Source organism: Streptomyces sp. CA-179760 (genome assembly GCF_050937045.1).
Taxonomy (GTDB): Bacteria; Actinomycetota; Actinomycetes; order Streptomycetales; family Streptomycetaceae; genus Streptomyces.
This window is the reverse complement of sequence record NZ_JBNJLZ010000001.1, coordinates 8,515,966-8,528,522: the sequence shown is the minus strand read 5'-3', so window position 1 is coordinate 8,528,522 and position 12,557 is coordinate 8,515,966. Positions and strand designations below refer to the sequence as shown.

General features: G+C 72.7%; 12 protein-coding genes. 4 read left to right on the top strand and 8 right to left on the bottom strand.

All coding sequences use genetic code 11. The features are described from left to right. Positions 1-7: 7 nt before the first annotated feature. The 3 genes from ACQEV8_RS38485 (at position 8) to ACQEV8_RS38475 (ending at position 2,628) form a co-directional block, all read left to right on the top strand. Positions 8-520, top strand: coding sequence for a hypothetical protein (locus tag ACQEV8_RS38485; RefSeq protein ID WP_432970290.1), 513 nt, complete (start codon positions 8-10; stop codon positions 518-520). Between the two features lie 150 nt (positions 521-670). Continuing rightward, positions 671-1,330, top strand: coding sequence for a zf-HC2 domain-containing protein (locus tag ACQEV8_RS38480; protein ID WP_432970287.1), 660 nt, complete (start codon positions 671-673; stop codon positions 1,328-1,330). A gap of 116 nt (positions 1,331-1,446) precedes the next feature. Beyond that, positions 1,447-2,628 carry a PP2C family protein-serine/threonine phosphatase gene (locus ACQEV8_RS38475; protein WP_432970284.1) on the top strand — a complete coding sequence of 394 codons (1,182 nt, stop codon included), beginning with the start codon at positions 1,447-1,449 and terminating at the stop codon, positions 2,626-2,628. Positions 2,629-2,635: 7 nt separating this feature from the next. On the opposite strand, the gene ACQEV8_RS38470 is transcribed toward ACQEV8_RS38475, so the two are convergent. The 3 genes from ACQEV8_RS38470 to ACQEV8_RS38460 all read right to left on the bottom strand — a co-directional run bounded on the left by ACQEV8_RS38470 (position 2,636) and on the right by ACQEV8_RS38460 (position 6,777). Beyond that, positions 2,636-3,499 (bottom strand): Fpg/Nei family DNA glycosylase, encoded by an 864-nt coding sequence (locus tag ACQEV8_RS38470; protein ID WP_432970281.1) that lies wholly within the window; start codon positions 3,497-3,499, stop codon positions 2,636-2,638. A 22-nt stretch (positions 3,500-3,521) separates the two neighbouring features. Further along, a complete protein-coding gene (locus ACQEV8_RS38465; protein ID WP_432970278.1) occupies positions 3,522-5,609 on the bottom strand; it encodes a SpoIIE family protein phosphatase in 2,088 nt (695 codons plus the stop codon). Between the two features lie 76 nt (positions 5,610-5,685). After that, on the bottom strand, positions 5,686-6,777 hold the full coding sequence (locus ACQEV8_RS38460; RefSeq protein ID WP_432970275.1) for a DUF6777 domain-containing protein: 1,092 nt from the start codon (positions 6,775-6,777) through the stop codon (positions 5,686-5,688). Positions 6,778-6,909: 132 nt separating this feature from the next. Between ACQEV8_RS38460 and ACQEV8_RS38455 the strand changes: the two genes are divergently transcribed. After that, complete coding sequence (locus ACQEV8_RS38455) at positions 6,910-8,331, top strand: lipase maturation factor family protein (RefSeq protein WP_432970272.1); 1,422 nt, start codon at positions 6,910-6,912, stop codon at positions 8,329-8,331. On the opposite strand, the gene ACQEV8_RS38450 is transcribed toward ACQEV8_RS38455, so the two are convergent. From ACQEV8_RS38450 to ACQEV8_RS38430, 5 genes are read right to left on the bottom strand one after another with little or no spacing between them, the layout of a single operon-like run. Continuing rightward, positions 8,319-9,152, bottom strand: a complete 834-nt coding sequence (locus tag ACQEV8_RS38450) for an amidohydrolase family protein (RefSeq protein WP_432970269.1) — start codon at positions 9,150-9,152, stop codon at positions 8,319-8,321. The two genes, ACQEV8_RS38455 and ACQEV8_RS38450, sit on opposite strands and share 13 nt — an antisense overlap. After that, a complete protein-coding gene (locus tag ACQEV8_RS38445; protein ID WP_432970266.1) occupies positions 9,149-9,466 on the bottom strand; it encodes an L-rhamnose mutarotase in 318 nt (105 codons plus the stop codon). The genes ACQEV8_RS38450 and ACQEV8_RS38445 overlap by 4 nt, the downstream gene beginning before the upstream one ends. Then, a complete protein-coding gene (locus ACQEV8_RS38440; protein ID WP_432970263.1) occupies positions 9,463-10,449 on the bottom strand; it encodes an aldo/keto reductase in 987 nt (328 codons plus the stop codon). Before ACQEV8_RS38440 ends, ACQEV8_RS38445 begins: the two co-directional genes overlap by 4 nt. After that, on the bottom strand, positions 10,446-11,201 hold the full coding sequence (locus tag ACQEV8_RS38435) for an SDR family NAD(P)-dependent oxidoreductase (protein ID WP_432970260.1): 756 nt from the start codon (positions 11,199-11,201) through the stop codon (positions 10,446-10,448). The genes ACQEV8_RS38440 and ACQEV8_RS38435 overlap by 4 nt, the downstream gene beginning before the upstream one ends. Then, on the bottom strand, positions 11,198-12,541 hold the full coding sequence (locus ACQEV8_RS38430; protein WP_432970257.1) for an L-fuconate dehydratase: 1,344 nt from the start codon (positions 12,539-12,541) through the stop codon (positions 11,198-11,200). The genes ACQEV8_RS38435 and ACQEV8_RS38430 overlap by 4 nt, the downstream gene beginning before the upstream one ends. Positions 12,542-12,557 lie beyond the last annotated feature (16 nt).

The window sequence follows — 12,557 nt, the reverse complement described above, 5'->3', positions numbered from 1 at the left end:
GGAAGGGATGCTGCACAGAGGTGAAGAGAGCACGGACGGCGCCGACGGTGAACTGACCGTCCCCATGGCGTGGTTGTACGCCGAGTACATCGCCGACGAGCTGCTGCGGACCGGCGATCTGATGCCGCCGACGTCCTTCGAGTTCCGGGCGGGGCGGGACGCCCTGGCGCTGACCATCTTCCTCTCCGACACCGACGGGGAGCTGTCCGGCATCCGGGTCGTCACCCAGCTGGAGACGTGGCTGTCACTGACCGCGTACGACCAGCCGTGGCAGGAGTGGGTGCGCGAGCGGCTGGCCGAGCTGGCCGGCGTGGCCGCGGAGTCGGGGCTGCCCGCGCCGGACCTGGACCTGGCGGACGAGGCCTGGCGCTGGCTGCAGGAGACGGAGCTGCTCGCGCCCGATCTGAACGCGGTGCCGGGCGGGGCTCCGGTGGCCGGGGAGGACGAGGGGCCGAAGGTCTGGACGCCCGCCTGGCAGCTCGGACTGCCGCTGGGACACCTGGCGATCCATCTTTTTTAGATTTCTGTGCCTCGGACCAATCCGCCCGGCGGAGGGCTCCGAATCCATAGGTTGCGATTGTGTCACCGGCTTGAGTGATTCCGCTGCCTGGTCCGTACCGGTGGGAGCAAGGAGTAACCCCACCCGCACCCAACGGCACGAGGATTCGGCATGAGGTCCCTGGAACGGCATCGCGACGTCGGCGCCTACGCGCTCGGCGTGCTCGACGAGGCGGAGGCCTTCCGCTTCGAGGACCACCTCATGGAGTGCCCTCGGTGCGCTGCAGAGGTGACGGAATTCGGCGCCACGACACGGCAGTTGATGCTGTACCGGCGGGCGACCCCTCGGTTCGTGCACCCGATGGCGCAGCCCGGGCCGCGCATGCTGGACCGGCTGCTGGCCGAGGTGGCGACGAAGCGCCGGGCCGGACGCAGACGCCTGCTGTTCGCCCTGGCCGCCTCGGTGGCACTGGCGGTGTCCGTACCCGGCGTCGCGATGATGGCCCAGGGCAGCAGCGACACCGAGGGGCCCCTGACGGTCGCGGCGACCGACGCTCGCTCGGGCGTCTGGGCCCAGGTCACGGTCGAGGACAAGGCCTCGGGCAGCCAGGTCGAGCTGAAGGTCAAGGACGCGGCCGGTCCCCGCTCCTGCCACCTGGTCATCGTCGGCCGCGACGGCACCGAGGAGACCGCGACCAGCTGGCACGGCCCCGGGCACGACACCCACCCCAACACGATGATGGCCAGTTCCTCCAAGCACCCGGACGAGACCGCGCGCTGGGAGGTCCGCTCGGCGTCCGGGGAGGTCCTGGTGAAGCTTCAGCCCCGCTAGCGGGTGTCGTCCGTCCGCCCCTGTCGCCGGGCCCCTCGCGGGCCCCGGTGTGAGACTGCTGGTTGGCGCACCCGGGAGCCGGCCGGGTGTCCTCGGTCCGGACGAGGGGAGACGAGGTGGCGGCGTCACAGGACGGGGACGGCCGTCTGGAGGAGTACCTCGCCGATCCGGGGAACAGGGCGCTGGATCTGACCACGGCGGCGGCCCGCTGCACCGAGGCCCTGGGGCTCCGGCACTCCGCGGTCTACCTCGCCGACATCCAGCAGCGCCGGCTCGTGCCGCTCACCGACGTGGACCCACCCCTGCCCGTCGACGGCTCACTCGCCGGCTGGACCTACCGCACCCAGTCCCTGCGCGTGGAGGAGTCCGAGTCGGGCGGCATGACGGCCTGGATCCCTCTCGTGGACGGCGCGGAACGCGTCGGTGTCCTCGCCGTGCACTCGGCCTCGCTGACCCCGGCCGTGCTGCGCCGCGGCAAGGCCCTCGCCACGCTCCTCGCCATGATGATCACGTCCACCCGGGCGTACCAGGACTCGTTCGTCCGGCGGACGCGCACCGAACCGATGCGGCTGCCCGCCGAGATGCTGCGGGCTTTTCTGCCGCCGCGCACGATCGGCACCGCGCACGTCGTGTCCACGGCCGTGCTGGAGCCGGCCTACGAGCTCGGCGGCGACGCCTTCGACCACTCCCTCACCGAGACGGCCCTGCACGCCACGGTCCTCGACGCCATGGGACACAACCTGGCGTCCGGGCTCACCACGGCCGTGTCCCTGGCCGCGAGCCGCAATGCCCGGCGGACCGGGGCGGACCTGCCCGACCTGGTGCGGAGCGTGGACGACGCGCTGGCGCAGTGGCTGCCCGACCAGTTCTGCACGGGGGTCCTGGCCCAGCTGGACCTTGCCTCCGGGGTGCTGCGGTGGTGCAACTGCGGGCACCCGACCCCGCTGCTCATCCGTGACAGGCGGCCGGACGTCGACGCCATGCGGCGCGAGCCGGAACCGCCGATGGGGCTGCCGTCCCGGCTGGCCGGGCTGAAGCGGCGGACGCACGAGATCGCCCTGCAGCCCGGGGACCGGGTGCTGATGTACAGCGACGGGGTCACCGAGGCCAGGGCCGTCGACGGCGCGGAGTTCGGTCTTGAGCAGTTCGCCGACTACATCATCCGGGCGACGGCCGCGGGCGAGCTGGCGCCCGAGACGCTGCGGCGGCTCATCCACTCCATCCTCGACTCGTCCGGCAGCCGGCTGCGGGACGACGCGACCATCCTCATGTTCGAGTGGTCGCTCCCGGCCCGGTGACGGCGCGTCACTTCAGCAGCCGGGACATCCTGCGGTCCGCCAGCGGTTTGCCGCCCGTCTGGCAGGTCGGGCAGTACTGCAGCGAGGAGTCGCTGAAGGACACCTCCCGCACGGTGTCGCCGCACACCGGGCAGGGTTCGCCGGTGCGGCCGTGGACGCGCAGGCCGCTCTTCTTCTCGGCCTTCAGCCGGCCGGCCGCCACGCCCCGGGAGCGTTCGACCGCTTCGGTGAGCGTGTCGCGCAGGGCCTCGTACAGCCGGTGGGTCTCCTCAGTGCTCAGGGACGCGGCGAGTTTGAAAGGCGACATCCTCGCCGCGTGCAGGATCTCGTCGCTGTAGGCGTTGCCCACGCCCGCGATCAGGCTCTGGTCGCGCAAGGCGCCCTTGAGCTGGCGCCGTTCACCGGCCAGGAGTTCCGTGAAGCGCCGCTCGTCGAAGTCGTCGGCGAGGGGGTCAGGGCCGAGCCGGGCGACGCCCGGGACCTCCTGTGGGTCCCCCACGACGTACACGGCGAGCCTTTTCTGGGTGCCGGCCTCGGTCAGGTCGAAGCCGGCGCCGGTCTCCAGGGCCACGCGCAGCGCGAGGGGGCCCTTGCCGGGGCGGGGCGGGCCGTCGGGCAGGCGGTCCTTCCAGTGCAGCCAGCCCGCGCGGGCCAGGTGCGTCACGAAGTGCGGGCCGTCCGCGGTCGCGAGGTCGAGGAACTTGCCGTACCGGCGTACGGCGGCGACCTCGTGTCCCTCCAGCGCGGACAGGGGCGGGTCGTACGTCTTCAGGACGCTGATCGCGACGGGCAGCACCCGGACGATCTCGTGGCCGACGAGGTGCTCGGTCAGGAAGTCCTTGAGCGCCTCGACCTCGGGGAGTTCCGGCATAGGTCCAGAGTGCCACGCGGGGTCAGTCGCGGTCGGGCACCACGAACTCGCACCACACGGCCTTGCCGCCGCCGCGCGCCTCCACGCCCCACACGTCGGTGAGCAGCTCCACCAGCAGCAGGCCCCGCCCGGAGACGCCCGACTCGCCCGCCTCGCGGCGGCGCGGCAGGGCGCTGGAGGAGTCCTCGACCTCGACGCGCAGCCGGCGACCGGAGCCGGTGAGGACCCGCAGGGTGACGATCGCGGAGCCCTCGGTGTGCATCAGGGCGTTGGTGATCAGCTCGTCGGCGACGAGTTCGATCTCGTCGGCGCGGTCCCGGGCTCCCCAGACGCCGACGGCGGTGCGGATCATGTGCCGGGCCTCGGCCAGGGCCGCCGGGTCGCCGGGGGCCACGTGCCGCTGGAGCCGCCGGCCGGTCCTCGGGCCGTCGGGGCCGCGCCGGCGCAGCAGGAGCAACGCCACGTCGTCGTCGCCGCAGCGCTCGGCGGCCACGTCGATGAGCCGGTCGGCGAGGTCGCGCACGTCGTCGGGGCCGGTGGCGACGAGCGCGGTGAGGGTGCGCATGCCGTCGTCGAGGTCGGCTCCGGGCTGCTCCACCAGGCCGTCGGTGCACAGCAGCAGGGTGTCGCCGGGGTCGAGCTCCACGGTGCCCACCGGGTAGTCGAGGCGGCCGAACTCGGCGGACAGGCCGAGCGGCAGTCCGCCCTGGACGGTGACGCGGCGGCAGGAGCCGTCGGGCCGGCGCACGAGCGGGTCGATGTGGCCGGCCCGGACCACCTGGAGCACGCCCGTCGACAGGTCGGCCTCGGCGTAGAGGCAGGTCGCGGAGCGGTCGGTGTCGAGTTCGTGCAGGAAGACGGAGGCCCGGGCCATCACGGTGGCCGGAGGGTGCCCCTCGGCGGCGTAGGCGCGCAGCACGATGCGCAGCTGGCCCATGACGGCGGCCGCGTGCGTGTCATGGCCCTGGACGTCGCCGATGACGGCACCGACGCGGCCACCGGGCAGCGGGATGAGGTCGTACCAGTCGCCGCCGATGTCACGGCCGACGGAGCCGCCGATGGTGGCGGCGCGGTAGCGCACGGCGACGTCGGCTCCGGGCACGCTCGGGATGGTCCGGGGCAGCATGGCCTGCTGGAGGCCCTGCGCGAGGTCCATCTCCTGCTCGTAGAACATGGCTCGCTGCAGGCTCTGCGCGATGCTGCTGCCGAGGGCGACGAGGATGTTGCGCTCCTCGGGTGTGAAGCCGCGCCGGTCGCTGTAGAGCAGGCCCATCGCGCCGATGGGCTGAGCCTGGACGATGAGCGGCAGATAGGCGGCCGAGGTGATGTTCAGGTCGGTGATGTGCGGCCACAGGATCGGGTAGCGCTCGGCGAACTCCTCCGGCGATTCGATGAAGCGGGGGCCTAGGGTCCGCACGGCCTCGCTCATCGGGTAGGGCTCGTCGATCCGGGTCACGCGCGTGCCCGGCACGAAGCTGTCCGAGGGCCCCTCGGCGACCAGGCGGATGCGCCCGGCCTCCACCAGGCCCATGACCAGGCTGGTCGCGCCCAGGTGGGTGAGGCCGTGGGTGTCCTTCAGGACGTCGATGACGTCCTGCACGGTGCGGGCGTGGGCAAGGGCGGCCGTGGTGAGTTCGACGACGCTGGTCTGCTCCCGGCGGGCCTCGTCCCGGGCGGCCTGGTCGAGGCGGGCCTCGCTCTCGCCGAGTTCCTGGGTGGCGTCCCGCACGATGCCGATGATGCGGCGGGGCCGTCCGGTGTCGTCGCGCCGGATGTAGCCCTGGGTGTGGGTCCAGCGCAGGGTGCCGTCGCGGCGGCGCATGCGGAAGTAGGCGCCGTAGTTCTCGCTGCCGTCCTTCAGGGCCTGGGAGACGGCGGTGTCCAGGCGCTGGGCCTCGCCGGGCGGGACGCGCTTGGAGAGGGTCGCCGGGCGGTCGTCGTACTCGTCGGCGCGCACGTCGAAGATGTCGTGTGCCTGGGCGTCCATCTGCATCAGGCCGGTGTCCAGATCCCAGTCGAAACTGCCCATCCGGTTGAGCGCGAGGATCGGATCCGGGTGGGCGGGCCAGTCGTCCGGGAGTGACGGAGCGCTCCCTCCCCGATCAGCCATGGGCCCACCTTGCCAGGAAACATCCGATTCTTCGACCGATGTGCCGAGCTTACGGGCCTCCCGGCCGGAGCGTTCCTCAGTCGCCATCGGGGATCAGACCGGCTCCGTCGGGCAGGTCGGGGCCGTCCGGCACGGTGTCGGGGCCGACCTCGTCGGAACCGGCGGGAGCTGCCGGAGCCGGTTCGTCCGGAGCCGGGTCGGTCTCTTCCGGGAGTGGGGCGGGCGGGTCGGGAAGCGGGCCGGTCGCGTCGGGTGGCGGTACGGACGCGTCGCCCGGCGGTGAAACCGCAACCGCCGGGCTGCTCTCGTCCCGGGGAGCCTCACTGCCCACGCCCGGGGAGAGGGACGAGGGCGTGGGGGACGTCGCGGGCCGCCGCGCCCAGAGCGGTGGCGGCAGGGCCCGGTCGTGGCGTACGTCGTGGCCGGTCGGCCGTACGAGCCAGGTGCGGGAGGCGACGTCGATGATCGTGAAGTCGGTGATCACCTGCGGGGCCGGGGTCACCACGATCACCTGGCCGGGCCGGTAGCCGGGCCAGGGGCTGCCCCGGCCGCGCGGAGTGCCCCGCGTCGCGACCGGCGGACGGAGCGGGTTGCCGCAGGCGCAGCGGACGCGCGGCACGCCCCGGTCGTCGACCAGGACGGCGGTGCCAGCCTGGAGGACGGACTGGTAGCCGCCCGCCCGTCCGGCCCGGAAGCCGTGGTTGGTGACGCGGGTGTCGGCGCGCAGCACCACCGGGGTCAGCCGGCGTACATGGTCCGGGACGGAGGCCGGGGGGACGCCCGCGACCCCGGCGAAGGCGCGCATCCTGGCCCGGTCGCGGGTGAGGTGGCCGATCTGCCGCGCGATGTCGCAGCTGCCGGTCCGCTCGATGCCGCCGTACAGGCCGGGTGTCCCGCCGGAGAGCGAGCGCGGGCCGGCCAAGACCCGGGCCGCGCCGGACGCGCCGGACGCCCCCGGCGTTCGCGGGGCGAGGGACGGGGTAGCCGTCGTGAGGGCCGTGGAGTCCGTGAAGGGGTCCGGTCCCCGGGCCGCGGCCGGCTGGAGGAAGAGCTCTCCGCCCGCGTCCGCGTCGTCACCGTCGTCGTCGCCGTCGATGCCGCAGCCCGAGAGGAGGAGCGCCGTCGAGAGCGCACAGGCCATGACGAAGGTCCCGGTGTGTGTCCGCACCCAGCCCTCCTGCCTCGTTTTTGGCCATTCATCCCTATTGTTTGCTTCACTCGCTCGGGTCACGCAACCGGAGCGGCGTCGCACGGAGCGTGACACTGGGGTCCGGCGCGGCATCGGGAGGAGCGCACCGCCGTGGACTGGTTCACCGCATCCGACTACTGGCTGAGCCGGCTGGTCTTCCAGCGGGCGCTGGCCGCCGTGTATCTGGTCGCGTTCCTGACGGCCGCGCTCCAGTTCCGCGCGCTGATCGGGCGCCGCGGAATGCTGCCGGTGCCGGAGTTCGTCGAGCGGGTGCCGTTCAAGCGGGCGCCGAGCCTGTTCCAGCTGCACTACTCGGACCGCTTCTTCGCACTCTGCGCCTGGGCGGGCTGCGCGGTGTCGGCGGCGCTGCTGGCGGGGCTCGACTCGCTGCTGCCGCTGTGGGGCGGCATGCTGCTGTGGCTGGTGCCGTGGGTGCTGTACCTGTCGATCGTGAACGTGGGGCAGACCTGGTACTCGTTCGGCTGGGAGTCGCTGCTGCTGGAGGTCGGCTTCCTCGCCGTGTTCCTCGGCAACGACGAGGTGGCGCCGCCGTTCGTCGCGCTGTTCCTGCTGCGGTGGATCCTGTTCCGGGTGGAGTTCGGCGCGGGGCTGATCAAGATGCGTGGCGACGAGTGCTGGCGGAAGCTCACATGCCTGGACCACCATCACGAGACCCAGCCGATGCCGGGCCCGCTGAGCTGGTTCTTCCACCATCTGCCCAAACCCCTGCACCGGGTCGAGGTGGCCGCGAACCATGTCACCCAACTCGTGGTGCCGTTCCTGCTGTTCACCCCGCAGCCGGTCGCGACGGCCGCCGCCGCGCTGATGATCGTCACCCAGCTGTGGCTGGTGCTGTCGGGTAATTTCTCCTGGCTGAACTGGATCACGATCGTGCTGGCCCTGTCGGCGGTACAGTTCCCGGCCGATCCGCCGGACGTGCCCGAGGCCCCGCTCTGGTACGTGGTCGTGGTGCTCACGGTGGCCGCGCTGCTCGTGGGCCTCAGTTACCAGCCGGTCCGCAACATGATCTCCCGCCGCCAGGTGATGAACCGCTCCTTCGACCCGGTCCATCTGGTCAACACCTACGGAGCGTTCGGCAGTGTGAGCCGGGTCCGCTACGAGGTGGTGGTGGAAGGCACCGCGGACGAGGTGCCGCGCGAGGATTCGGACTGGCGGGAGTACGAGTTCAAGGGCAAGCCGGGCGATCCGCGGCGCTGGCCGCGCCAGTTCGCGCCCTACCATCTGCGACTGGACTGGATGATGTGGTTCGCGGCCCTCTCCCCCGCCTACGCCGGATCCTGGTTCGGCACGCTGGTGGAGCGGCTGCTGGAGAACGACCGGACCACGCTGAAGCTGCTGCGCCGCTCGCCGTTCCCGCCGGACGCGCCCCCGCGGTACGTACGCGCCCGTCTGTTCCGTTACCGCTACACGACATGGCGCGAGCTGCGGGAGACGGGCGCGTGCTGGGAGCGGACGTACGTACGGGAGTTCCTGCCGCCGACGCGGCTGGCGGAGAGCGCTCAGAGGCCGTAGACGCGGGTGGCGGTGGTCGCGAGGATCTGCTCGTGGTCCTGCTCGGAGGTCAGGCGGCGTACGAGGTCGAGGGTGCCGCCGTAGGAGGTGGCGAGCGTGCACACCGGCCAGTCCGAGCCGTACATCAGACGCTCCGGCCCGAAGGCCTCCAGTGCCACGTCGGCGTACGGGCGCAGGTCCTCGACGCTCCAGGAGGCGAGGTCGGCCTCGGTGACCAGGCCGGACAGCTTGGCGACCGTGTTGGGCAGGGCGGCGAGGGCGCGCAGGCCGGATGCCCAGGGTTCGAGGCTGCCGGAGGCGGCAGGCGGTTTGCCCAGATGGTCGAGGACGAAGGTGAGGCCGGGCAGGTCCGCGGCGGCCCGCGCGCAGGCCGGGAGTTGGTGCGGCAGGACCACGAGGTCGTAGACCAGCCCGGCGTCGGCGACGGCGGCCAGTCCCCGGCGTACGTCGGGGCGCAGCAGCCATTCCGGGTCGGGTTCGCCCTGGACCTGGTGGCGGATGCCCTTGAGGTGGCGGCCGCCGGGGAGTTCCCGCAGCCGGGCCAGTTCCTCGGCGACGCCGGGGCGGGTGAGGTCGGTCCAGCCGACGACGCCCGCGATCAGGTCGTGCTCGTCGGCCAGGGCCAGGAACTCCGGGCTCTCCTCGGGCACGGTGATCGTCTGGACGAGGACCGTGCGGTCCACTCCGGCCGCTCTCGCCTCGGGTTCGAGGTCCTTCATGGTGAAGTCGCGGCGCAGGGGCACGAGTTCGGGCCCGGTGATCCAGTCCTGGTCCCGTACGGAGAGGTCCCACACATGGTGGTGGGCGTCGACGACGGTCATGACGGCAGCTCCCAGACGACCGGCAGGCCGGCGTCGGCGCCCTCACCGGAGTAGTCGTGCACGACGTCCAGCAGCTCGGCCATGCGGGCCTGCCAGGCGACGTTGACCGGGAGCTTCTCCAGTTCGGCGAGGAGACGGGCGTAGTCCTCGCACTCCAGGACGTGGAACAGGTCGGTGCCGCTGCGCCAGATCGTCCAGGAGGTGGCGCCGGAGGCCCGGATGGCGTCGGTGAGCTCCTCCGGGACCTCGCGGTGGGCGGCCTCGTACGCCGTGATGCGGTCGGATCGGACCTTGGTGTGCAGGGCGACTCTCATGACGGCTCCTCGGCGGGGACGGGGGCGTCGGCGGGCAGCAGCCCCTTGGCGCGCAGGTCCTGCCAGAACCCGGCGGGCACGCGCGCGGCGAACTGGTGGGCACAGTCGCGGACCTCGTGCGCCGAGCGGGCCCCGACGAGGACGCTGGCGACGGCCGGATGGGCGGCGCAGAAGGCCAGGGCGGCGGCGCGCAGCGTGGTGCCGTGGCGGTGGGCGACGGACTTCAGCCGCAGGGCGCGCTCGACCAGCTCGGAGGGCGCGGCGGTGTAGTTGTACGTAGCGCCGGGTCTGGGGTTGGCCAGCAGACCGGAGTTGAAGGCGCCGCCGATGACGACGGACGTGCCGCGTTCGTGGGCCGCGGGCAGCAGGTCGGTGAGGGCGCTCTGGTCGAGCAGGGTGTAGCGGCCGGCGCACAGCACCACGTCCACGTCGGTGTCGCGGACGAAACGGGTGAGCATCTCCGCCTGGTTCATTCCGGCGCCGATCGCGCCGACCACGCCCTCGCCGCGAAGCTTCTCCAGGGCCGGATAGCCCTCCCGGAAGGCCTCTTCGGCGTGCTCGTCGGGGTCGTGAAGGTAGACGACGTCGATCCGGTCGAGGCCGAGCCGTTCCAGGCTGGCCTCCAGGGTGCGTCGTACGCCGTCGGCGCTGAAGTCCCACACCCGGCGGTGGGTGGCGGGCACGGCGAATCCGTGGGCCAGGTCGTCGCCGGTGCCCTCCGAGGGCTCCAGGCGGCGGCCCACCTTCGTGGAGATCGTGTACTGGCCTCGGGGGCGGTCGCGCAGGGCGGCGCCGAGGCGGCGTTCGGAGAGGCCGAGGCCGTAGTGCGGGGCGGTGTCGAAGTAGCGGATGCCCCGCTGCCAGGCGGCCTCCACGGCGTCGTGCGCCTGGGCCTCGCCGACTTCGGAGTACAGGTTGGCGATCGCGGCGGCGCCGAAGGACAGGGCGCTGACCTCGACGCGGCTGCCGCCGAGCCTGTTCACCGGGCCGCCGGGCGCAGCCGCAGGCCCTGCATGCCGCCGTCGACGGCGAGGGCGGTGCCAGTGGTGGCGCCGGAGAGGGGGCCGGCCAGGTAGGCGATGGCGCCCGCGACCTCGGCCGCGGAGACCAGGCGGCCGGTGGGCTGGCGGGCCTCCAGGGCGGCGCGTTCGGCGGCCGGTTCGGGCGCGGCGTCGAGGAGGCGGCCGACCCAGGGCGTGTCGACCGTGCCCGGGTTGACGCAGTTGACGCGGATGCCCTCGCGGACGTGGTCGGCGGCCATGGCGAGGGTGAGGGAGTACACGGCGCCCTTGGTGGCGCTGTACAGGGCGCGCTGCGGCAGGCCCGCGGTGGCGGCGATGGAGCAGGTGTTGACGATCGCGGCGTGCGCGGAGGCGCGCAGGTGGGGCAGGCAGGCGCGGGCGGTGCGGACCATGCCGACGACGTTGACGTCGTAGACGCGGTGCCAGTCGGCGTCGGAGTTGTCCTCGACGGTGCCCTGGGCGCCGATGCCCGCGTTGTTGACCAGGACGTCAAGACCGCCGAGGTCGGCGACAGCGGCCGCCACGGCCTGGCGCACGGACGCGTCGTCGGTGACGTCCGCGCGGTAGGCGAGCAGCGGCTTGTCGACCGGCGACGGGTCCAGGTCGAGGACGGCGACCTGGGCGCCGCGCTCGGCCAGGAGGTCGGCGGTGGCCCGGCCGATGCCGGAGGCGCCGCCCGTCACCAGGGCTTTGATGCCCTCGAAGTCGCTCATACGGCCTGGCCCTTCTTCCGCTCGTCGAGGTCGGCGGCCCAGAACTCGCCGCCCGGGTAGGTGAATCGCGCCAGTGACTCGGGCCGCATGGCGGCCGAGAAACCCGGTGCGGTGGGTGCCATGTAGTGAGCCTGGCGGATCACCACCGGGTCGAGGAAGTGGTCGTGCAGATGGTCGACGTATTCGATGACGCGGTCCTCGGTGGTGCCGGACAAGGCCACGTAGTCGAACATGGACAGGTGCTGGACGAGTTCGCACAGGCCGACGCCGCCCGCGTGCGGGCAGACCGGCACGCCGAACTTGGCCGCGAGCAGCAGGATCGCGAGATTCTCGGGAACACCGCCGACGCGGGCCGCGTCGATCTGGACGACGTCGAGCGCGCCGGCCTGGAGGAGCTGTTTGAAGACGATCCGGTTGTGCACGTGCTCGCCGGTGGCGACCTTCACGGGGGCCACGGCCCGGCGGACCGCCGCGTGGCCGAGGATGTCGTCGGGGCTGGTGGGCTCCTCGATCCAGTACGGGTCGAACTCGGCGAGGGCCTTGGTCCAGCGGATCGCCTCGTCGACGTCCCAGCGCTGGTTGGCGTCGACGGCCATGCGGATGTCCGGGCCGATGACGGACCGGGCGACGCGGCAGCGGCGGATGTCGTCGTCGAGGTCGGCGCCGACCTTGAGCTTGATCTGCCGGAAGCCGTCGGCGACGGCTTGTGACGCGAGCCGGGTGAGCTTCTCGTCGTCGTAGCCGAGCCAGCCGGGTGAGGTGGTGTAGGCGGGGAAGCCGCGCTCCAGCAGCCGGGCCGTGCGCTCCTCGGCGCCCTCGCGGCCGCGACGCAGCAGGGCCAGGGCCTCCTCGGGGGTGAGGGCGTCGGTGAGGTAGCGGAAGTCGATCTGGCGCACCAGCCATGCGGGCTCGGCCTCGGCGAGCAGCCGCCACAGCGGCAGTCCCGCGCGCTTGGCTGCCAGGTCCCACACGGCGTTGACGACCGCGCCGATCGCCATGTGCATCACGCCCTTCTCAGGCCCGAGCCAGCGCAGCTGGCTGTCGCCGATCAGGTCGCGGTTCAGGGTGGACGGGTCGGCGCACAGGTCGTCGGCCGAGCGGCCGATCAGGTGTCCGCGCAGCGCGTCGATCGCGGCGACCTGCACCTCGTTGCCCCGCCCGATGGTGAAGGCGAACCCGTGCCCTTCGTGCCCGTCGGCCGCGTCCGTGCGCAGGACGACGTAGGCCGCCGAGTAGTCGGGGTCCGGGTTCATCGCGTCGGAGCCGTCGAGCTCGCGCGAGGTGGGGAAGCGGATGTCGTGGGTGTCGACCGCGATGATGCGGGCGGGCGTCGGGGACACAGAGTGCCTTTCGGTT

Coding starts and splice junctions, on each gene's coding strand:
- ACQEV8_RS38485 (WP_432970290.1), top strand. CDS start 8: ATGCTGCACAGAGGTGAAGAGAGCACGGACGGCGCCGACGGTGAACTG.
- ACQEV8_RS38480 (WP_432970287.1), top strand. CDS start 671: ATGAGGTCCCTGGAACGGCATCGCGACGTCGGCGCCTACGCGCTCGGC.
- ACQEV8_RS38470 (WP_432970281.1), bottom strand. CDS start 3,499: ATGCCGGAACTCCCCGAGGTCGAGGCGCTCAAGGACTTCCTGACCGAG.
- ACQEV8_RS38465 (WP_432970278.1), bottom strand. CDS start 5,609: ATGGCTGATCGGGGAGGGAGCGCTCCGTCACTCCCGGACGACTGGCCC.
- ACQEV8_RS38450 (WP_432970269.1), bottom strand. CDS start 9,152: ATGACCGTCGTCGACGCCCACCACCATGTGTGGGACCTCTCCGTACGG.
- ACQEV8_RS38445 (WP_432970266.1), bottom strand. CDS start 9,466: ATGAGAGTCGCCCTGCACACCAAGGTCCGATCCGACCGCATCACGGCG.
- ACQEV8_RS38435 (WP_432970260.1), bottom strand. CDS start 11,201: ATGAGCGACTTCGAGGGCATCAAAGCCCTGGTGACGGGCGGCGCCTCC.